We start from the raw sequence: 21,015 nt of genomic DNA, 5'->3' as shown, positions 1-21,015 counted from the left end.
TTTCAAACATTGATTTCAATACTAAAAATATCTGAAAACATTGCATATCAGGCGCAAGGCGCTCCTCTTTTCAGAGTATTCAAACGCTCTTGCCACCATAGCGCACCATCAGGGCCTGTTGGGCGCCCTTGCCCTCCAGCGGACGCGCGGGCTTTTGGTAAACGCCCGAGGCATCCAGCGTCCAGGCATCGCGGTCGTCGCCCAGATAGGCCACCAGGCACTCGTCGATCACACGCTGGCGCAGCTTCTTGTCAAGCACCGGCCAGGCCAGCTCCACGCGGCTGAGCATATTGCGATTCATCCAGTCGGCACTGGACAGCAGCAACTCTTCTTCCTGGCCCCAGGCAAAGTAGAAGACGCGTGAATGCTCCAGAAAACGGCCGATGATGGAGCGCACGCGGATATTGTCCGTCACGCCCGGGCGCTGCGCCGGCAGCATGCATGAGCCGCGCACGATGAGATCGATCTGTGCGCCCTTGCGGCCGGCCTCGACCAGGGCGCGAATCAGGGGCTCGTCGGTCAGCGCATTCATCTTGAGCACCATGCGTGCCTTCTCGCCCCGCGCCGCTGCGGCGGCCACCAGGCCGATCAGCTCCAGCATGCGGTTTTGCAGATGGAACGGCGCCATGACCAGCTTTTGCAGCTTGGGCATGGTGTTATGGCTGGACAGGTGGCGAAATACCGCATCCATATCGGCCGTGATCTCGTCATCGCAGGTCAGCTGGCTGATGTCGGTGTAAAGGCGCGCGCTGCGGGCGTTGTAGTTGCCCGTGGACAGATGGGCATAGCGCTTGAGCTGGTTGTTGCGCTTTTCACGGCGCGTGATGAGCAGCATCTTGGCATGGGTCTTGAGACCGACCACGCCGTACACCACCTGCACGCCCAGCGACTCCAGCTTTTCCGCCCAATTGATATTGGCCTCTTCGTCAAAGCGCGCCTTGAGCTCCAGCACGGCCAGCACCTCCTTGCCGCGGCTCACGGCCTCGGCCAGCAGGCTCATGATCTCGGAGTCGGTGCCCGTACGGTAGATGGTCTGCTTGATGGCCAGCACCTGCGGATCGTTCACGGCCTCGCGCAGCAACTCCAGCACGCCGTCAAAGCTCTCGAATGGCTGATGGATGATGATGTCGCTCTTGCGCATCTGCGCCAGGATGGATCGGCCTGGCACGAGCTGCGTGGGCCAGGCCGGCTTCCACTTGGGAAACAGCAGGGCCGGGTCGTCGACCAGATCGATCAGCTGCATCTGGCGCACCAGATTCACCGGCCCCTTGACGCGGAACAGCGCCTCGGCCGGCAGGCCGTATTGCTCCAGCAGCAGGTCAGAGAGCACCACAGAGCAGGACGAGGACACCTCCAGACGCACGGCCTGACCGTAGTGACGGTGGTGCAGGCCCTGGCGCAGGGCCATGCGCAGATCCACCACATCGTCCTCGTCCACGGCCAGATCGGAGTGGCGGGTGACACGGAACTGCGAGAACTCCGACACTTCGCGCCCCGGGAACAGCTCGGCCAGATGGGCACGCACCACGCTGGAGATGCTGACAAACAGCTTTTGCTTGCCCGAGATCTTCTCGGGCAGACGGATCAGGCGCGGCAAGGCACGCGGCACCTTGACGATGGCCACTTCATTGGCCCTCCCGAAGGCATCCACGCCATTGAGGCGCACGATGAAATTCAAGGCCTTGTTGGCGACCTGCGGGAAGGGATGCGACGGATCCAGCCCCACCGGCATCAGCAGGGGCTGCACCTCGCGCATGAAGTACTCGCGCACCCATTTGCGCTGCGCCACGCTGCGCTCGCCGTGAGAAACCAGGCGAATCGCATGCTTGTCGAACGCGGGAATGATGGACTGGTTATAGAGCTGGTACTGCTTGGCCACCAGGCCGTGGGCCGTGGTCATCAGTCGCTCGAAGCTGGCGCGCGAGTACGGCCCCTGTTCATCCCCGACCTTGGCGGCAGAGACATGAGGTGCACAGCGCACCTCGAACCACTCGTCGAGATTGGAAGACACGATGCACAGATAGCGCAGGCGCTCGAGCAGCGGCACATCCTCGCGCTCGGCCCAGTTCAGCACGCGCTCATTGAAGACCAGAATGCTTTGATCGCGGTCCAGCAGCTCCAGAGTCGGCTCGATCACAGGCGGCATGGCTACCTCGTTCTTGGACGCCGCTCGGCGTCGGCGCGGCGCTTTTGCAGGGGCCGGTGTCGCAGCGTCAGAAACGGCACCGGGCACACCATGGTGCCCGGCCGCCCCGGCTTGCGCAACTGCAGCCGGCTCGCTCGCGGAGTTGACGACCGCCGTCGTGACGGGAGGCACAAGCGAGATATGCGCCAGACCCAGGGATGCAGGTCCCGCCTCATGCGCCTGACTATCGGTCTGCGAGGTCACTGGGGAAACTGCAACCGGATCCTGCCCTGAAGATGAAGTGATGGAAGTGGAAAAAAAAGAGTCGGAACCAGATACGGATTGGGACATGTGGCAGCAGCCTGCGAAAGCTTGAAGCGCCCCTGAGGGCATGTCCGCAGTCTGCCCATGGTTTATGACAATTAGATGACCAAAAGATGACTGTCATCGTTGTTCATGACAGTCATCAGGGTTTGCGCAGCTTCAGCTGGCCCTGACCACCTCGGCCAGACGCTCGGCACAGTTGCTGGCCATGTCCGCACTCCTGGCCTCGACCATGACTCGCACCAGGGGCTCGGTACCGCTGGGACGGATCAGCACACGGCCGTCGCTGCCCAGCAGCTTTTCAACCGCTGCCTGCTCACCTGGCAGCTTGGCGTTGCTCTTCCAGTCCTGGCCAGGCTGCAGGCGCACATTGATCATGACCTGGGGGAACAGCTTCACGGACTCCAGCCACTGGGCAATGGTCTTCTTCGAGCGCACGCAGGCTTGCAGCACCTGCAGTGCACTGACCAGGCCGTCACCGGTCGTGTGCTTGTCCAGCGCCAGCAGGTGGCCCGAGCTTTCGCCGCCCAGCTGCCAGCCCTTGGCATTGAGCGCCTCCAGAACATAGCGGTCTCCCACCTTGGCACGGACAAAACCCACGCCCTGCTCCTTGAGCGCCTGCTCCACCGCCATATTGGTCATCAGGGTTCCCGCCACGCCGCTGACTACGTCGCCGCGAGCCAGACGATCGGCCGCCATGAGATAGAGCAGCTCGTCGCCGTTGTAGAGACGGCCTTGCGCATCGACCAGTTGCAGACGGTCGGCATCGCCGTCCAGCGCCACGCCATAGTCGGCATTGTTGGCACGCACCGCCCTCACCAGCGCTTCGGGATGGGTCGCGCCAACTCCCTCGTTGATGTTCAGGCCGTCCGGGGAGCAGCCGATTTCCACCACATTGGCACCCAGCTCGTGAAAGACCTTGGGAGCAATCTGATAGGCCGCGCCATGGGCCGCATCCACTACGATCTTCAGGCCCCGCAACGACAGGCTGTGATCGAAAGTGCTTTTGCAGAACTCGATATAACGGCCGGCGGCATCGGCCAGACGTCGCGCCTTGCCCAAAGAGGCTGAATCCACCCAGACGGGGTCTTCCTTGAGAGCGGCCTCCACATCCTCTTCCCAGGAATCAGGCAGCTTGGTGCCCTCGGCACTGAAGAACTTGATGCCGTTGTCATAAAACGGGTTGTGGCTGGCGCTGATCACCACCCCCAGGCTGGCGCGCTGGGCACGCGTCAGATAGGCCACGCCCGGTGTCGGCAAGGGGCCAAGCAACATGACATCGACACCGGCAGAGTTGAAGCCCGACTCGAGCGCGCTCTCCAGCATGTAGCCAGAGATGCGGGTGTCCTTGCCGATCAGCACCAGAGGGCGCTCTTGCGTGCGACGCAACACGCGCCCCACGGCATGTGCCAGGCGCAGGGCAAAGTCAGGCGTGATGGGCGACTTGCCCACCGTGCCGCGAATCCCGTCGGTGCCGAAATACTGTCGTGCCATATTCTCGTTGTCCTTTTTAGATTCAATACTCAGTCATCAGGCCTGCAGCGCTTGCGCATCATGCATGGCCTGCCAGACTGCCAGCGCAGCCACCGTATCCTTCACATCGTGGACACGCACAATTTTGGCCCCACGCTCGACCGCCAGCAATGCCGCCGCGACGCTGGGCACCATGCGCTGATCCACAGGCAGGCCGGTCACCTGCCCCAGCGAGCCCTTGCGCGACCAACCCGCCAGCAAGGGGAAGTCTAGGCCCAGCAGCTCACGCTGATGTGCAAGCAAGGCAAAATTTTGTACCACGCTCTTGCCGAAACCAATACCGTAATCCCAGGCGATGCGGGAGCGAGCAACACCCGCATCGAGCAAAGGCTGAGTCACCTGCAGCAGAAAGTCCCGAACTTGAGCCACGGCATCGCCCTGCATATGCTCCAGGTGCATGTCTTGCGGGGTCTTGTGCATATGCATCAGGCACACGCCACAGCTGGCGTGCCTGCTCACCACCTCGAAGGCACCGGGCTGGCGCAGCGCCCAGATGTCGTTGATGATGTCCGCCCCCAGATCCAGAGACGCGGCCATGACTTCGGGCTTGTAGGTATCGATGGAGATGGGCACGTTGAGCTTGACGGCTTCACGCAGCACGGGCAGAACGCGAGCCAGCTCGTCTTCGAGACTCACAGCGGGCGACCCCGGCCTGGTGGACTCGCCACCTATATCCAGAATATGCGCCCCTTGCTCCAGAAGCAGCTCCGCATGGGCCATGGCCTGGGATACACCGGCATGCCTGCCTCCGTCCGAAAAGGAGTCCGGGGTCACATTCACGATGCCCATGACCTGAGGCTTGTCGAGCTGCAAGAGAAAACGCGAGGTTTGCCACTGTTGCGACATAAATCTTCCGATATCTGAGAGTGCAAAAACAAAAGGCCCCTGAGGGACCTTTTGTGTGTGAGGCTTGGCGCTCAAGCCGTAGTCGGCGAGGGCTCGGCATTCGATGCGGGATTGCCTCCCGAGGAATTGCCACCATCCGACGAGGGTGGGTTGCGAGGCGTCCAGTCCTTGGGAGGACGAGGCTCCTTGCCTGCCATGATGTCGTTGAGCTGCTCGGCGTCGATCGTCTCCCAGTCCAGCATGGCCTTGGCCATGGCATGCATCTTGTCGCTGTTGTCTTCGATCAGCTTGCGCGCCAGAGCATATTGCTCGTCGATGATGCGACGCACTTCGTCGTCCACCTTCTGCATGGTGGACTCGGACAGATTGGAGCCTCGGCTGAAGGTACGGCCCAGGAAAGGTTCGCCTTCCTGCTCGGAATAGACCATGGTGCCCAGGGCATCGCTCATGCCGTAGCGCGTCACCATGTCGCGGGCGATCTGGGTCGCGCGCTCGAAGTCGTTGGACGCACCAGTCGTCATCTGGTTCATGAACACTTCTTCGGCGATACGGCCACCAAACAGCATGGCGATCTGGTTGAGCATGTACTCCTTGTCATAGGAGTAGCGGTCCTTCTCGGGCAGGCTCATGGTCACGCCCAGCGCACGGCCGCGCGGGATGATGGTGACCTTGTGCACGGGATCGCACTTGGGCAGCAGCTTGCCGATAAGGGCATGGCCGGCTTCATGGTAGGCCGTGTTGCGGCGCTCTTCCTCGGGCATGACCATGGTCTTGCGCTCGGGGCCCATGATGATCTTGTCCTTGGCCTTCTCGAAGTCCTGCATCTCCACGGTGCGCGCATTGCGGCGTGCCGCCATCAGCGCAGCTTCGTTGCAGAGGTTGGCCAGATCGGCGCCCGACATGCCGGGCGTGCCGCGCGCGATGATGGCGGGGTTCACGTCCTGGCCCACGGGAATCTTGCGCATGTGCACGTTCAGGATCTGCTCGCGGCCGCGGATATCGGGCAGCGTCACATAGACCTGACGGTCGAAACGACCGGGGCGCAGCAAGGCCGCATCCAGAATGTCGGGGCGGTTGGTTGCAGCCACCACGATCACACCGAGGTTGGTCTCGAAACCGTCCATCTCGACCAGCATCTGGTTCAGTGTCTGCTCGCGCTCGTCGTTGCCGCCGCCCATGCCGGCACCGCGCTGGCGACCGACGGCGTCGATTTCGTCGATGAAGATGATGCAAGGCGCATTCTTCTTGGCGTTCTCGAACATGTCGCGCACGCGGGCCGCGCCCACGCCGACGAACATTTCAACGAAATCGGAACCCGAGATCGAGAAGAAAGGCACCTTGGCTTCGCCCGCGATGGACTTGGCCAGCAGCGTCTTGCCGGTACCGGGAGGGCCGACCAGCAGCAGACCGCGGGGAATGCGGCCGCCGAGCTTCTGGAACTTGTTGGGGTCCTTGAGGAAGTCCACGACTTCCTTGACTTCTTCCTTGGCCTCATCGGCTCCAGCCACGTCGGCAAAGGTGACGGTATTGCTGTTCTCGTCGAGCATGCGCGCCTTGGACTTGCCGAAGCTGAAGGCGCCGCCCTTGCCGCCACCTTGCATCTGGCGCATGAAGTACACCCATACGCCGATCAACAGCAGCATGGGGCCCCAGCTCACGAGCAGCGTCATGAGCAGCGAGCCTTCTTCACGTGGCTTGACGTCGAACTTGACGTTGTTGTTGATCAGGTCGCCCACCAGACCGCGATCGAGGTAGGTGGCCGTAGTGCGGATCTTGCGGTCATCGGTGGTGGTGGCTACGACCTCGGTACCGCCGGCACCTTCCTGAATGGTGGCGCTCTTGATACGGTTGTTGCGCACTTGCTCCAGGAATTCCGAGTAGCCAACATGAGAGGCACCGCCAGCACCTCGGGTGTCAAACTGTTTGAACACCGTAAACAGCACCATGGCGATGACCAGCCAGACGGCGACTTTTGAAAACCACTGATTGTTCAAGCGGGGCTCCAATGGAATATTCAGACGTAAAGGCCCGGAGGGGACTCCAGACCTAGTTGAGGTTCATTTTAGGTGTTTCAAGCGCCAAAGACGCCTATTTCCCCCTATAGCGGCCATAGGCAAGGTACGGCCCAGCAGGCAATCGACCCTAAGCCTGTGTTTTATCAAGGCTTTGCGCTATCAGTTTCACTGGTTTGCTGCAGCAAACCATGAGGTCAAATGCCCCTATGCAAGCCGGCAACTCCGTCAAGAGCCCTGCTTGAGTCCCATTCCCACGAGAAAAATCTCGGCAGACCGGTCACGCGAAGCCTTGGGCTTGATGGGCTTGACCACCTTGAAGGTCTGCTTGAACAGATCCACCAGCTCGTTGTAGCCGCTGCCGTGGAAAAGCTTGACCACCAGCGCGCCCTCGGGCTTCATGTTGTTGATCGCAAAATCAACGGCCATCTCGATGAGCACCGCGACCCGCGCCCCGTCCGTGGCGCCATGGCCCGACAGATTGGGCGCCATATCCGAGACCACCACGTCGGCCTTGCCGCCACCCATGGCCTCTTCAAGCTGCGCCAGCACCGCCTCTTCACGAAAGTCGCCCTGGATGTAGTGCACGCCCTCGATGGGCTCCATGGGCAGCAGGTCCAGCGAGATGATGCGGCCGTTGAGCTCGCCCACGGCCGCACCGCTGGGCGAGAGACGACGGCGCACATACTGGCTCCAGGCGCCGGGCGCGCAACCCAGGTCCACCACGGTGTGGCCGGGCTGAATCAGCTTGAGCGACTCGTCAATTTCCTTGAGCTTGTAGGCCGCGCGCGCACGATAGCCGTCCTTTTGGGCAGCTTTCACATAGGGGTCATTGATGTGATCGTGCAGCCAATTCTTATTGACCTTCTTGCTTTTGGTTTTGGTTTTCATGCCTGAATTCTCGCAGCCTTGATAATACGGGTATGCCCCAAATTGAATTAACTCCCGCGCAGCGCCGGGAACACCGCGCCGAAGCCCACCATCTGGACCCCGTCGTCCTCATCGGTGGCGATGGTCTGACCACTGCCGTTCAAAAGGAAGTGGACGCAGCACTCAATGCCCATGGTCTGATCAAGGTCCGCGTTTTCGGCGACGACCGTGCAGCCCGCGAGCAGATCTATCAACAACTCTGCGACGAGCTGAACGCGGCTCCCATCCAGCACATCGGCAAGCTGCTGGTGCTGTGGCGCCCTATTCCCGAAAAGGAAAAGGCCTTTGACGAAGACCGCATGCCCGGTCCTCGCGACGTCAAGGTGCTCAAGTTCGGCCGCGCCGGCCAGAAGCCCGAAGTCAAGCAGCTGCGCGTGCTCGGCAACCAGCGCCTGACCGCCGGCGGCACCATCAAGCGCGCCAAGCCCAAGCAGAAGTCGGTCAAGAAAGGCCGTCAGGACTGATCTGCCGATCCGCCCTGTCTGCCCGCCCCATTGCCTTATTTCCTCGCCGAGACCGCCAACCCATGGTTCAGACCACACAGCAGCAACGCCACATTCTTTGCATGAAATGGGGCACCAAATACGGCCCGGAGTACGTCAACCGACTCTATGCCATGGTGCGCCGCCATCTCAGCGGAGATTTTCGCTTTGTCTGCCTGACCGACAGCACAGAGGGGATTCGCTCCGAAGTGGAGTGCTTTCCCATCCCCGACCTGAACATCCATCTGGCGCCCGGCCAGCGTGACGGCGCCTGGAAGAAGCTCACCACCTTCGAGCGCGACCTGCATGGCCTCAAGGGTCAGGCGCTGTTCCTGGACCTGGACGTGGTGATTGTGGGCAGCCTCGACGAGTTCTTCACGCTGCCCGGCGACTTCCGCATCATTCACGACTATCCGCGTTTCTGGCGCTTTGGCGAACGCATTGTCGGCAACTCCTCGGTCTACCGCTTCGAGCTGGGTGCCCATGCCGATGTGCTGGAGCATTTCCGCGCGCACACCGAAGAAATGCGCGGCAAGTACCGCAACGAGCAGGAGTATCTGTCGCACTTTCTGCACAAGCAGGGCAAGCTGGACTACTGGCCTGCCGCCTGGTGCCCCAGCTTCAAGTACTACTGCATTCCGACCTGGCCCAGCAACTACTGGAAGGAGCCGGTGCCGCCGGCCGATGCGCGCATCGTGATCTTCCACGGCGAAGTGAACCCGCCCGACGCGCTGGAAGGCCGCCGCAACAAGCGCTTTCGCCATATCGAGCCCGCCAGGTGGATCGAGAAGGCCTGGGGCTGAAAGACGGCTGCAGTTGCAGCCTCAAAAACAAAAGGCGTTGACCGCGAGGTTCAACGCCTTTTTTGTGCTCGCCTGACCGATGGATCAGCGATATTTGGCATCGACCAGCGGATGCCCCTTCATGCGCGAGAGAATCGACAGCGGGCTGGCCGCCGGGTTGTATTCGCTGCCTGGCGGCAGGAACAAGGTCTGCTCCAGCATGTACTGCCCCGACATGACGGCATGCACTGCCTGATCGGAGAAACACACCCAGGTGGAACCTGCCGCGAAAGGCACGGTTTCCTGGGGAGCATTTTTCTGATAGTCGGGATCGCCCTTCATGCCGTCATGCAGCTGTAGCATCAAATGGTCGTATTCGCTGCGATAGGACTTGGTCACATGCAGCAGCTCCAGCGCCTTGGCCTGCCAGGCGCTGTAGGGCTTGGCACGCGGCACAAAACGCTTGGCCACATCGGTGAAAGGCTCGCCCACGCGCCAGACCCGGGGCTGGCCATCCGGATTGACATTGGTGAAGACGCGCAGAATGCGCTCGCCATAGTTGGGCCGCGAAGGAAAGGCATCCACATGCATGCGCTTGTCGTCGGCACGCCAGGACTGCGCCCGCGTTTCCACCTGCGAAGGTCGGTAGCTGGTGGGTGCCATGCGCACCACCGGCATATAGGCGGGAAACAGGCCGGCGATCAGCGCCGTGGCCTGCTCGCGAAAGCGTCCGACCATGCCCGCCACCTGGGCCTGCGTGGCCTCGTCGCCTGCCACACCCTTGATCGAGCCATCCACATTGAGGCTGATATTGCGCGTCTTGGGATCGCGCACATCGGGGCGCAGCAGCGCTTTTTCCTGCTCGGTCAGCTGAAAGCTCAGCTGCGGAAAATACAGCACCTTGCCGGCTTCGACGGCAGCAGTCCATTCATCGCGCCCCTGGACCTGGCTCCAGTCGGTCGCGTCGATTTTTACGATTTGAGATTCCATGGCTTCGGCAGTGTACTCCCCGCAGCTGGCGCGGGCTTGCACTGGATCAAGCCGGCTTGCGCGCGCCCGCCACACGCCACAGCACGATGGCGGCGCACAGCCACTGCAGCGCATACATGCCGGTGCCTACGCTGTGCCAGAGCCTGAGATTCTCGCGCGCCACGATCTTGGGCGACACGCCGTACTGCACCAGCAGCGCCAGCAACATGCCGGCGATAACAAAACCGATAGCTGCTTGCGCCCATTGCTCAATCTTTTCAGCATGTTTTCGCTTTGAAAACACCAGCAGAAGAGCGCAACATGCTATGGAAATCCAGGTCTGCGCGGCGAACAGCTTGGCAGCCATAAAGCCCGCCAGAGCCGGCGTAGGCAGATGGGCAAACAGCATGGGTACGGCCACAAAGCCGATGGCGCTCAGGCTGCCCCACCATAAAGCGGCCAGGAAAACAGGCAAACGCTCGTACATAGTCACGAATCCTTGAACGCGGCGCAGCGCCCAGGCCAGAAACATCAAGCAAGGGCAGCCCCGCAGCGAAGATGTTGTCCCCCTGAGGCAGAGAGGGGGAAGGCGTGCAGCGCCTCAGGGGGGGCTTACACGTACTTTACGCCCACGATTTCATAGCGACGCTCGCCGCCCGGTGCCTGCACCACGGCGGTATCGCCCTCTTCCTTGCCGATCAGGGCACGGGCAATGGGGCTGGACACATTGATCAGGCCGTGCTTGAGATCGGCCTCGTCCTCGCCCACGATCTGGTAGGTCACGGGCGAGCCGCTGTCTTCATCTTCCAGATCCACGGTCGCGCCGAACACCACGCGACCGCCGGCATCCAGCTCGGTCGGGTCGATGACCTGCGCGGCAGAAAGCTTGCCCTCGACCTCGAGGATGCGGCCTTCGATGAAGCCCTGCTGCTCCTTCGCGGATTCATATTCGGCGTTTTCGCTCAGGTCACCCTGAGCACGGGCCTCTGCAATGGCTTGAATGACCGCGGGACGATCCACAGTCTTCAGGCGTTGCAGTTCCACTTTGAGCTTTTCTGCTCCGCGCTTGGTGATTGGGATGGTGGCCATGATCGAGTCTCCAAATTCAGCAAACGCCGCGCCAAGCGCGGCACCTCTCGCACAGTCCTGAGTGACAACGTCAAACAGGGGCCTGTGCCCCAAAAGCAAACCGCCGCACGTTGCCGCGCGGCGGTTCAAATACATTACCGCAGATTATGCCGTGTTTGCCGCGGCACAAGTGCGGTAAAAACCCGGCAGCCCTTGCGGGCTGCTTCGGGCGTCAGGCTTTTCAGGCCTTGGTCAGCATGGCATGCAGCTCTTGCACCGAGTGCACGTCCAGATTGCCGCGCATGGCCTTCATGCCTTCCACGGCCGCTTCCGCGCCGAAGATGGTGGTGAAGGTAGTCACACGTGCCAGCAGCGCGCTGGTACGGATCTGGCGCGAGTCGGCGATGGCGTTGCGACGCTCTTCCACGGTGTTGATGACCAGGGCAATTTCGCCGTTCTTGATCATGTCCACGATGTGCGGACGGCCTTCAGTCACCTTGTTGACCGCCTGCACTTCCAGGCCAGCTTCAGCAATCGCTGCAGCTGTACCGCGTGTAGCGCACAGGCTGTAACCCATGGCAACCAGTTCCTTGGCCACGGCCACGGCACGGGTCTTGTCGTTGTTCTTCACCGACAGGAAGACCTTGCCTTCGGCAGGCAGGTGCACGCCGGCACCCATCTGGCTCTTCACAAAGGCTTCGCCAAAGGTCTTGCCCACGCCCATGACTTCACCGGTGGACTTCATCTCGGGGCCGAGAATGGTGTCCACACCAGGGAACTTCACGAACGGGAACACGGCTTCCTTGACGCTGAAGTAAGGCGGTGTGACTTCCTTGGTGATGCCCTGCTCGGCCAGCGTGTCGCCGGCCATGCAGCGTGCAGCCACCTTGGCCAGTTGCACGCCGGTGGCCTTGGAGACGAAGGGCACGGTGCGCGAGGCACGGGGGTTCACTTCCAGCACGTAGATCACGTCCTGGCCGTCCGCTTCCTTGATGGCGAACTGCACGTTCATCAGGCCCACCACATGCAGGCCTTCGGCCATGGCTGCGGTCTGGCGCTTGATCTCAGCGACGGTTTCGGCCTTCAGGTAGTAAGGGGGCAGCGAGCAGGCGGAGTCACCGGAGTGAACGCCGGCTTGCTCGATGTGCTCCATCACGCCGCCGATGTACACGGCACCGGTCTTGTCGCGCACGCAGTCCACGTCGCACTCGATGGCGTTGGACAGGAAGTGGTCCAGCAACACGGGAGAGTCGTTGGAGACCTTCACGGCTTCGCGCATGTAGCGCTCGAGGTCACGCTGCTCGTGCACGATTTCCATGGCGCGGCCGCCCAGCACATAGGAAGGACGCACCACCAGGGGGTAACCCAGGCCGGCAGCCTTTTCCAGGGCTTCGGCTTCGGTACGCGCAGTGGCGTTGGGAGGCTGGCGCAGACCCAGTTCGTTGAGCAGCTTCTGGAAGCGCTCGCGGTCCTCGGCGGCGTCGATCATGTCGGGCGTGGTGCCGATGATCTTCACGCCTTCGCGCTCCAGGCCCAGGGCCAGCTTCAGAGGCGTCTGGCCGCCGTACTGCACGATCACGCCTTCGGGCTGCTCCACGTCCACGATTTCCAGCACGTCTTCCAGCGTCAGAGGCTCGAAGTACAGGCGATCGGAAGTGTCGTAGTCGGTGGACACGGTCTCGGGGTTGCAGTTGACCATGATGGTTTCGTAACCATCTTCGCGCATGGCCATGGCGGCGTGCACGCAGCAATAGTCGAACTCGATGCCCTGGCCGATACGGTTCGGGCCACCGCCCAGCACCATGATCTTCTTCTTGTCCGTGGGAGCTGCTTCGCACTCTTCGTCATACGTGGAGTACATGTATGCGGTGTTGGAAGCGAACTCGGCCGCGCAGGTGTCCACGCGCTTGAACACGGGACGCACCTTCAGCGCCTTGCGCGCTTCGCGCACGGCCTTGTCGCTGGTGTGCAGCAGCTTGGCCAGACGGCGGTCGGAAAAGCCCTTTTGCTTGAGGGTGCGCAGAGTCTGGGCATCCAGAGCCGCCAGAGCGCCTTCGCCCTTGGCTTCGTAGAGCTTGTCCAGGTCGAGTTCGATCTTGACGATCTCCTCGATCTGCACCAGGAACCACTTGTCGATCTTGGTGATGTTGTGCACCTCGTCCAGCGACCAGCCGGCAGCAAAAGCGTCACCCACATACCAGATGCGGTCGGGACCGGGCTCGCCCAGCTCCTTTTCCAGGATTTCGCGGTCCTGGGTCTTTTCGTTCATGCCGTCCACGCCCACTTCCAGGCCGCGCAAGGCCTTCTGGAAGGATTCCTGGAAGGTACGGCCGATGGCCATCACTTCGCCCACGGACTTCATCTGCGTGGTCAGGCGGTTGTCGGCAGCAGGGAACTTCTCGAAGGCGAAACGCGGGATCTTGGTGACTACGTAGTCGATCGAGGGCTCGAACGAAGCGGGGGTCTTGCCACCGGTGATTTCGTTCTTGAGCTCGTCCAGCGTGAAGCCCACGGCCAGCTTGGCCGCGATCTTGGCGATGGGGAAGCCCGTGGCCTTGGAAGCCAGTGCCGAGGAACGCGAGACGCGGGGGTTCATCTCGATGACGATCATGCGACCGTCCTTGGGATTCACCGAGAACTGCACGTTGGAGCCGCCCGTGTCCACACCGATTTCGCGCAGAACGGCCAGAGATGCATTACGCATGATCTGGTATTCCTTGTCGGTCAGTGTCTGGGCCGGCGCCACGGTGATGGAGTCACCGGTGTGCACGCCCATGGGGTCCAGGTTTTCGATGGAGCAGACGATGATGCAGTTGTCGGCGGTGTCGCGCACCACTTCCATCTCGTACTCTTTCCAGCCCAGCAGGGATTCCTCGATCAGCAGCTCGTTGGTGGGCGAAGCCTCCAGACCGCGCTTGCAGATGGTTTCGAATTCCTCGGGGTTGTAGGCAATGCCGCCGCCGGTGCCGCCCAGCGTGAAGCTGGGGCGGATGACGGTGGGGAAGCCCATCTGTTTTTGCACCGCCCAGGCTTCGTCCATGGAGTGGGCGATGCCGGAGCGCGCGGAGCCCAGACCGATCTTGGTCATGGCGTCCTTGAACTTCAGACGGTCTTCGGCCTTGTCGATGGCTTCGGGCTTGGCGCCGATCAGCTCGACCTTGTACTTGTCCAGCACGCCGTTCTTCCACAGGTCCAGCGCGCAGTTCAGCGCGGTCTGGCCGCCCATGGTAGGCAGGATGGCATCGGGGCGTTCCTTGGCGATGATCTTCTCGACCGTCTGCCAGGTGATGGGCTCGATGTAGGTGACGTCGGCGGTGGCCGGGTCGGTCATGATCGTGGCAGGGTTGCTGTTGATCAGGATGACCTTGTAACCCTCTTCGCGCAGGGCCTTGCAGGCCTGCACGCCGGAATAGTCAAACTCGCAGGCCTGACCGATCACGATGGGACCGGCGCCAATGATCAGAATGCTTTTTAGGTCGTTGCGCTTAGGCATTTTTGTGTTTCTCCATCAGCGCTGTGAAGCGGTCAAACAGATAGCCGATATCGTTGGGGCCGGGCGATGCTTCGGGGTGACCCTGGAAGCAGAAGGCAGGCACATCGGTGCGCTCCAGACCTTGCAGCGTGCCGTCAAACAGGCTGATGTGCGTGGCGCGGGCATTGGCGGGCAGCGACTCCAGCTCCACCGCGAAACCGTGGTTCTGGCTGGTGATGCTGACGTGGCCGGTGTCCAGGTCCTTGACGGGGTGGTTGGCACCGTGATGGCTGTTCTGCATCTTGAAGGTCTTGGCACCGGAGGCCAGAGCCATGATCTGGTGGCCCAGGCAGATACCGAACACCGGCATCTTGGCTGCCATGATCTCTTGCACAGCGGCAATGGCGTAGTCGCAAGGCGCGGGGTCGCCAGGGCCGTTGGACAGGAACACGCCGTCGGGGTTCAGGGCCAACACATCCTTGGCTGGAGTCTGGGCGGGCACGACGGTCACGTCGCAGCCGCGCTCGGCCAGCATGCGCAGAATGTTCTTCTTCACGCCGAAGTCATAGGCCACAACCTTGAACTTGGGCGATTCGAGCTTGCCGTAGCCTTCGCCCAACGTCCACTCGGCCTCGGTCCATGGGTAGGACTTGTCGGTAGACACGACCTTGGCCAGATCCAGCCCCTTCATGCTGGGGGCGGCCTTGGCGGCGGCGATGGCCTCGTCGATCCTGGCCTGGGTGACTTCTTCACCAGCGGCCAGACCCACGATTGCGCCGTTCTGCGCGCCTTGGTCACGCAGCAGTCGCGTGAGCTTGCGGGTGTCGATGTTGGCGATGGCGACGGTCTTACCTTCGGTCAGGTACTCGGACAGCGTCTGGGTGCTTCGGAAGTTGCTGGCCAGCAGGGGCAGGTTCTTGATGATGAGACCTGCGGCATGGATCTTGTCAGCTTCGACGTCTTCAGGATTGACACCGTAGTTGCCGATGTGCGGATACGTGAGCGTCACGATCTGCTGGCAATAGCTGGGGTCGGTGAGGATTTCCTGGTAGCCGGTCAGCGAGGTGTTGAAAACGACTTCGCCAACAGTGGTGCCTTGCGCACCAATCGAGTTGCCAATAAAGACCGTGCCGTCTGCGAGCGCCAGAATGGCGGATGGGAAATTTCCCTTGAGAGACAAAAGCACTGGGTTCTCCGGTTTTTTAATTACGGTTACGCCCAACGAAGCCCCGGCGTGTGCGCTGGGACATTTGTGTCTGCAGGGAATGGCGAGGAAGCGTCGCTAGGCGTATGAAGGAATGCTTGAAAGCCGCCCATTATAGGCTCTGTCCGCTTCACCCCTTTGAAGCGCCCCGGGATTACCCTCTACGGCGTAGCATGCTTACGCTGCTCGCATGCAGGCAGATCGCGGCCGCAGCAGCCACATTGAGTGACTCCTCACCTCCAGGCTGCGCAATGCTGATGCGGTGCCGCGCCATCTCCATCAGCGCATCGCCCACACCCTGCCCTTCATGACCCATGGCCCAGGCACAGGGCCATGGCAGGTCGGCCTCATGGATCAATGTCCCCTGATGGGAGCTGGTCACTACCAGGGGCACTTGCAGGCCTTGCACCTCATCGACCGAGGCCGCCTCGACCAGATGCAGGCCGAAGTGAGCACCCATGCCGGCACGCAGCACCTTCTGACTCCACAGTGCGGCCGTGCCCTTGAGCGCCAGGATCTGGGTGAAGCCGAAGGCCGACGCGCTGCGCAGGATGCTGCCCACATTGCCGGCATCCTGGACGCGGTCCAGCACCACGGTGGCAACGCCCGGCTGCACCTGCACACCCGCATCCCAGTCCATCACATAGCCCATGCGGGCAGGAGATTCCAGAGCGCTGATCTCGTCGAACAAGGCATCTGCCAGCACCACGACCTTGCCGGCAGCCTGCACCCACTCCTCGGGCGCCTGAGGCCAGAAAGACTGCGCAAAAACGGCAAGCTTTGGTTTCAGACCCCGCACCAGGGCCGCACGGCAAAGATGATCGCCTTCAAGCCAGACCTGCCCCTGTTTGCGATAGGCCGTGCTGTCCTGGGACAGACGGCGCAGTTCTTTGACGAAAGCGTTGTCGCGCGAATGAATGTCCGTGACCTGGGGGCGTGCTGCCATGTCGACCTCTGAGAAAAAACAAAAACCCGGCATGCAAGCGCCTGGCCGGGCTTGAAACAAGAAGATAGAACGCCCGAGGCGGCCCTGCGCCGCACTCGGGAATGCAGACAATGTCGATCAGGCGCGCATCAGACGTAGAGCGATGCCTGCGACATCAGCAGGCTGGACGTCACACCCGATAGCCCGGTCTCGCACAGCACAGGCTGCGCCATGCCGCCTGCACACACCTGGCCGGCTTGCAGCACCTGGGCCACGGGCGCAAAGGAGCGCCTGTGCTCTGCCGTCGCACCATGGGCGCGCAAGGCCTGCAGATGCGCGGCCGTGCCATAGCCCTTGTGTCCGGCAAAGCCGTACTGCGGGTACTGGGCATCCAGGCGTTCGCACCAGCGGTCACGCGTGACCTTGGCCAGGATCGAAGCTGCGGAAATGGCCTGCACCAGCGAGTCCCCCTTGACGATGGCCTCGGCCTGCACATCGATCTGCGGCAGCTGGTTGCCGTCCACCAGCACCAGCACGGGCTTGAGACGCAGGCCCATCACCGCGCGACGCATGGCCAGCAGCGTGGCCTTGAGAATGTTGATCTCGTCGATCTCCTGCACCGAAGCCTGAGCTATGCAAAAGCACAGCGCCTTGGCACGGATCTCGTCGTAGAGCACCTCGCGGCGGTTGGCCGTGAGCTTCTTGGAGTCATTAAGCCCGGCAATGGGCTTCAGATCGTCCAGGATGACGGCGGCAGCCACCACCGGACCGGCCAGCGGGCCGCGCCCTGCCTCATCCACCCCGGCAACCAGCCCGGGCGGATGCCAGGGCAGGCAGCCTTGCTCAAGCAGCGGGGGTGGCAATGATTTTTTGGATCGCATGGGCAGCCAGTTCGGCGGTATCGCGGCGCAGTTCGTGATGTAGCGCGGTGAAGCGCTCAACCAGCGCTTCAATGGTGGCAGGAGAATCCTGGCTGGCTCTGAGCCAGCCCAGTGCGGCCTGGGCCAGCGCCTCGGGTGTTGCCGCATCCTGCAGCAGCTCGGGCACGACAAAATCGCCGCACAGAATATTGGGCAGCCCCACCCAGGGCTGCAGCTGTTTGCGCTTCATCAGGCGCCAGCTCCAGGGATGCATGCTGTAGCTGATGACCATGGGGCGCTTGTAGAGCGCAGCCTCCAGCGTGGCGGTGCCGCTGGCAATCAGCGTGCAGTCGCAGGCTGCCAGCACATCGTGGGACTGGCCCTTGACGATGAGGCATTTGCCCTGCATGCCGGCCTCGGCCGCAATGCGCTGCACCTCTTCGTACAGCGAAGGCACGGCCGGCACCACGATCCGGGTCTGAGGCAACGCCTTCTGGACCAGCGCCGCCGCCTTGAAAAAGCCTGAGGCAATGTAGCGCACCTCGGAGCGGCGGCTGCCGGGCAGCAAGGCCAGCACCAGCCCCTCTTCGGCCAGGCCCAGGCGCGCACGCGCGGCCGCTCTATCGGGGTGCAGCGGAATCACCTGCGCCAGCGGATGACCGACGTAGGTGGCTTCGATGCCATGCTGGGCCAGCAGTTCGGGCTCGAACGGGAAGATGCACAGCACATGGTCGGCGGCGCGACGGATTTTCTCCACGCGATCGGCACGCCAGGCCCAGATCGACGGACAGACAAAGTGCACGGTCTTGATGCCGGCTTCACGCAAGCCGGTCTCCAGCCCCAGGTTGAAGTCGGGGGCATCCACACCGACGAAGACCGAGGGCGGATGCGCAATCAGGCGCTGACGCAGCTTTTTGCGAATACCGAGCAACTCGGCCACTCGCGCCAGCACTTCCCAGCTGTAACCGTGCACGGCCAGGCGTTCTGACTGCCACCAGGCGTCAAAGCCGCGCTCCTGCATCCTGTCGCCGCCTATGCCCATGGAGCTCGCATCGGGCCAGCGCTGACGCAGACCGTCGAGCAACAGCGAAGCCAGCAGATCGCCCGAGGCCTCGCCTGCCACCATGGCAATGCTGGGCGCTATGAAATCTGGAGCAGCTTGCGCCTGCTTATTAGTCATTTCAGAGCTATTCACGTCTCAAACTCAGATAGGGACAACGCGAGCCGCTATCAACGTGTAATGCCGTTGCTTGCCGATGCCAGAAAGGACTGCATGAAGTCCACGTCCTGCACGGCTTCAGGCGTTGCCGACTTGATCGCATCCATGGCCGCAATGGCATGTTCCAGCGTCAGCCCCTGGCGGTACAGCAGCTTGTGCATTTCACGCACGGCGGCAATGCGTGCATCCGAGAAGCCACGACGCTTGAGACCGATCAGATTCACGCTGCGAGCGGCCAGCGGATTGCCATCCACCGTCATGAAGGGCGGCACATCCTTGTTCACATGGGCCTGAAAGCCCACCATGGCATGTGCACCTATGCGCATGCGCTGCAGCACACCGGTCAGGCCACCAATCGTCACCCAGTCGCCGACATGCACATGGCCTGCCAGCGTGGTGTTGTTCGCCAGTGTGGTCTGGTTGCCAATGATGCAGTCATGCGCGATATGCACATAGGCCATGATCCAGTTGTCATTGCCGATGGTCGTCTCGCCGCGATCCTGCGTGGTCCCCGTATTGAAGGTACAGAACTCGCGCACCGTGTTGCGGTCGCCGATCACCAGACGTGTAGGCTCGCCCGCGTACTTCTTGTCCTGGGGCTGCGCACCCAGCGATGCGAACTGGAAGATGTGGTTGCCTTCACCAATGGTGGTGTCGCCTTCGATCACGCAATGCGCGCCCACCTTGCTGCCGGCGCCAATGCGCACCCTGGGGCCGATGACGGCATACGGCCCCACCGACACCGAGGTGTCAAGCTGGGCCGCCGGGTCCACCACGGCGGTGGGATGAATCAAGCTCACAGCCGCCATCAACGCTTATCCCACGTGACGCATGGTGCACATCAGCTGAGCTTCAGCGGCCACTTCGCCATCCACGCTGGCGACGGCGTTGAACTTCCAGATGCCGCCACGCACGCGGTCGATGGTGATCTCCAGGGCCAGCTGGTCTCCCGGCACCACGGGGCGCTTGAAGCGTGCCGAGTCGATACCCACGAAGTAGTAGATATTGTTTTCATCGGGCACCTGGCCCATGGCGTCGAAGGCCAGCAGGCCGGCAGCCTGGGCCAGGGCTTCAAGAATCAGCACGCCGGGCATGACCGGACGACCGGGGAAATGCCCGGTGAAGAACGGCTCGTTGAAGGTGACGTTCTTGATCGCCTTGATGCGCGTGTTGCGCTCAAGCTCCAGCACCCGATCCACCAGAAGAAAGGGATAGCGGTGAGGCAGTTGCTTGAGAATTTCTTGAATATCCATCATCAATTTCCGTTGTTGCTTTGCCGGCCCTCAGCCAGCGCTTGTTCAAGCTTCTTGACCCGCTCCCGGAGCGTGTACAACTGCCTGAAGGTTGCAGCGTTCTTTTCCCATTGCTCGTTCTCTTGCAACGGAAAGATGCCTGTATAAAAACCTGCCTTGGGCAAGGAGCGAGTGACCATGGAGGTCGGCGAAATCACCGTGCCATCCGCAATCGTCAAATGCCCCAGAATATTGGCGGCTCCACCAATCTGGCAGCGCTTGCCGATGCGCGCACTGCCGGCAATACCGGTATTGCCGGCAATCACCGTATGCGCACCAATGTGCACATTGTGGGCAATCTGCACCAGATTATCGATCTTGACGCCATCTTCAATGACGGTGTCATCAAGTGCCCCACGATCCACGCAGGTGTTGGCACCGATTTCCACATCGTTGCCGATGCGCACGGCCCCCAACTGCTCTATCTTTTCCCATTGGCCCGCCGAGGGCGCGAAGCCGAAGCCGTCGGCACCGATGACCACACCGGGATGCAGAATGCAGCGCTCGCCCAGCACACAGCCCTGGCTGATGGTGACGCGCGATTTCAGCACCGTATCGGCACCGATGACCGCGCCTGCCTCCACCACGCATTGCGGCCCCACATAGGCACTTTCATGCACCTGGGCCGTGGCATCCACCACCGCACTCGCATGGATGCCGCGCGGCCTGCCGCCCTGCTGATGCGCCTTCCACCACTGGGTGGCTCGCGCGAAATAGGCATAAGGATCAGCCGTGACAATGCAGGCGCCACGCTGCGCTGCTTCATCACGCATCGTCGGCGCCACAATGACACAGGCCGCCTGTGAGGCGGCCAGTTGCTGGCGATAGCGGGGATTGCTTAAAAAGCTCAGATCACCGTGGCCCGCAGAGTCCAGTGGAGCGATGCGCGAGATAGGCATCTCGCGCTCGCCACCTACCAGTTCTCCACCGAGCGCATCGAGAATCTGTCCCAATAGAACGCTCACAAAAGTA

At 61.9% G+C, this 21,015-nt stretch carries 18 protein-coding genes; 2 read left to right on the top strand and 16 right to left on the bottom strand.

Annotated elements, in window-relative coordinates; genetic code table 11:
* Nucleotides 1-79 precede the first annotated feature (79 nt).
* From ppk1 to ACWGXF_RS07775, 5 genes are all read right to left on the bottom strand, one after another.
* Nucleotides 80-2,146, bottom strand: coding sequence for a polyphosphate kinase 1 (gene ppk1, locus ACWGXF_RS07795; protein WP_012839114.1), 2,067 nt, complete (start codon nt 2,144-2,146; stop codon nt 80-82).
* Nucleotides 2,147-2,608: 462 nt separating this feature from the next.
* Nucleotides 2,609-3,943 carry a phosphoglucosamine mutase gene (gene glmM, locus ACWGXF_RS07790; protein ID WP_003067335.1) on the bottom strand — a complete coding sequence of 445 codons (1,335 nt, stop codon included), beginning with the start codon at nt 3,941-3,943 and terminating at the stop codon, nt 2,609-2,611.
* A gap of 36 nt (nt 3,944-3,979) precedes the next feature.
* Nucleotides 3,980-4,828 (bottom strand): dihydropteroate synthase, encoded by an 849-nt coding sequence (gene folP / locus ACWGXF_RS07785; protein WP_003067337.1) that lies wholly within the window; start codon nt 4,826-4,828, stop codon nt 3,980-3,982.
* Nucleotides 4,829-4,899: 71 nt separating this feature from the next.
* Nucleotides 4,900-6,822 (bottom strand): ATP-dependent zinc metalloprotease FtsH, encoded by a 1,923-nt coding sequence (gene ftsH / locus ACWGXF_RS07780; protein WP_003067340.1) that lies wholly within the window; start codon nt 6,820-6,822, stop codon nt 4,900-4,902.
* A 246-nt stretch (nt 6,823-7,068) separates the two neighbouring features.
* Nucleotides 7,069-7,731, bottom strand: a complete 663-nt coding sequence (locus tag ACWGXF_RS07775; protein ID WP_003053442.1) for an RlmE family RNA methyltransferase — start codon at nt 7,729-7,731, stop codon at nt 7,069-7,071.
* A gap of 32 nt (nt 7,732-7,763) precedes the next feature.
* On the opposite strand from ACWGXF_RS07775, the gene ACWGXF_RS07770 reads away from it, so the two are divergent.
* Nucleotides 7,764-8,234: a YhbY family RNA-binding protein gene (locus tag ACWGXF_RS07770; protein ID WP_003067342.1), complete on the top strand. Its 471-nt coding sequence runs from the start codon at nt 7,764-7,766 to the stop codon at nt 8,232-8,234.
* Between the two features lie 62 nt (nt 8,235-8,296).
* Entirely contained in the window at nt 8,297-9,055 is a 759-nt protein-coding gene (locus ACWGXF_RS07765; protein WP_012839116.1) for a glycosyltransferase family protein, read from the top strand.
* An 84-nt stretch (nt 9,056-9,139) separates the two neighbouring features.
* Here ACWGXF_RS07765 and ACWGXF_RS07760 read toward each other — a convergent pair whose 3' ends face one another.
* The 11 genes from ACWGXF_RS07760 to lpxD all read right to left on the bottom strand — a co-directional run bounded on the left by ACWGXF_RS07760 (nt 9,140) and on the right by lpxD (nt 21,008).
* Complete coding sequence (locus tag ACWGXF_RS07760; protein WP_012839117.1) at nt 9,140-10,024, bottom strand: Kdo hydroxylase family protein; 885 nt, start codon at nt 10,022-10,024, stop codon at nt 9,140-9,142.
* A gap of 46 nt (nt 10,025-10,070) precedes the next feature.
* Complete coding sequence (locus tag ACWGXF_RS07755) at nt 10,071-10,490, bottom strand: DUF4149 domain-containing protein (protein WP_054075310.1); 420 nt, start codon at nt 10,488-10,490, stop codon at nt 10,071-10,073.
* Between the two features lie 125 nt (nt 10,491-10,615).
* Nucleotides 10,616-11,092, bottom strand: coding sequence for a transcription elongation factor GreA (gene greA / locus ACWGXF_RS07750; protein WP_003067350.1), 477 nt, complete (start codon nt 11,090-11,092; stop codon nt 10,616-10,618).
* Nucleotides 11,093-11,312: 220 nt separating this feature from the next.
* Entirely contained in the window at nt 11,313-14,564 is a 3,252-nt protein-coding gene (gene carB / locus ACWGXF_RS07745; protein ID WP_003067353.1) for a carbamoyl-phosphate synthase large subunit, read from the bottom strand.
* Nucleotides 14,557-15,729: a glutamine-hydrolyzing carbamoyl-phosphate synthase small subunit gene (carA, locus tag ACWGXF_RS07740; protein ID WP_012839119.1), complete on the bottom strand. Its 1,173-nt coding sequence runs from the start codon at nt 15,727-15,729 to the stop codon at nt 14,557-14,559. The genes carB and carA overlap by 8 nt, the downstream gene beginning before the upstream one ends.
* Before the next feature lie 172 nt (nt 15,730-15,901).
* Nucleotides 15,902-16,693 carry a TrmH family RNA methyltransferase gene (locus tag ACWGXF_RS07735; protein ID WP_046462538.1) on the bottom strand — a complete coding sequence of 264 codons (792 nt, stop codon included), beginning with the start codon at nt 16,691-16,693 and terminating at the stop codon, nt 15,902-15,904.
* Between the two features lie 128 nt (nt 16,694-16,821).
* Nucleotides 16,822-17,553 carry a ribonuclease HII gene (gene rnhB, locus ACWGXF_RS07730; protein ID WP_034362608.1) on the bottom strand — a complete coding sequence of 244 codons (732 nt, stop codon included), beginning with the start codon at nt 17,551-17,553 and terminating at the stop codon, nt 16,822-16,824.
* Nucleotides 17,516-18,712: a lipid-A-disaccharide synthase gene (lpxB, locus tag ACWGXF_RS07725; protein WP_256630926.1), complete on the bottom strand. Its 1,197-nt coding sequence runs from the start codon at nt 18,710-18,712 to the stop codon at nt 17,516-17,518. The genes rnhB and lpxB overlap by 38 nt, the downstream gene beginning before the upstream one ends.
* A 50-nt stretch (nt 18,713-18,762) precedes the next feature.
* Complete coding sequence (gene lpxA / locus ACWGXF_RS07720) at nt 18,763-19,551, bottom strand: acyl-ACP--UDP-N-acetylglucosamine O-acyltransferase (protein WP_171832531.1); 789 nt, start codon at nt 19,549-19,551, stop codon at nt 18,763-18,765.
* A 15-nt stretch (nt 19,552-19,566) separates the two neighbouring features.
* Complete coding sequence (gene fabZ, locus ACWGXF_RS07715) at nt 19,567-20,007, bottom strand: 3-hydroxyacyl-ACP dehydratase FabZ (RefSeq protein ID WP_003053425.1); 441 nt, start codon at nt 20,005-20,007, stop codon at nt 19,567-19,569.
* Nucleotides 20,007-21,008: a UDP-3-O-(3-hydroxymyristoyl)glucosamine N-acyltransferase gene (gene lpxD, locus ACWGXF_RS07710; protein WP_012839123.1), complete on the bottom strand. Its 1,002-nt coding sequence runs from the start codon at nt 21,006-21,008 to the stop codon at nt 20,007-20,009. The genes fabZ and lpxD overlap by 1 nt, the downstream gene beginning before the upstream one ends.
* Nucleotides 21,009-21,015: the final 7 nt, after the last annotated feature.

The sequence above is a fragment of the Comamonas sp. HJ-2 genome (assembly GCF_053615495.1).
The sequence above is the reverse complement of the archived record's forward strand: the minus strand, read 5'-3'. Positions and strand labels throughout refer to the sequence as shown.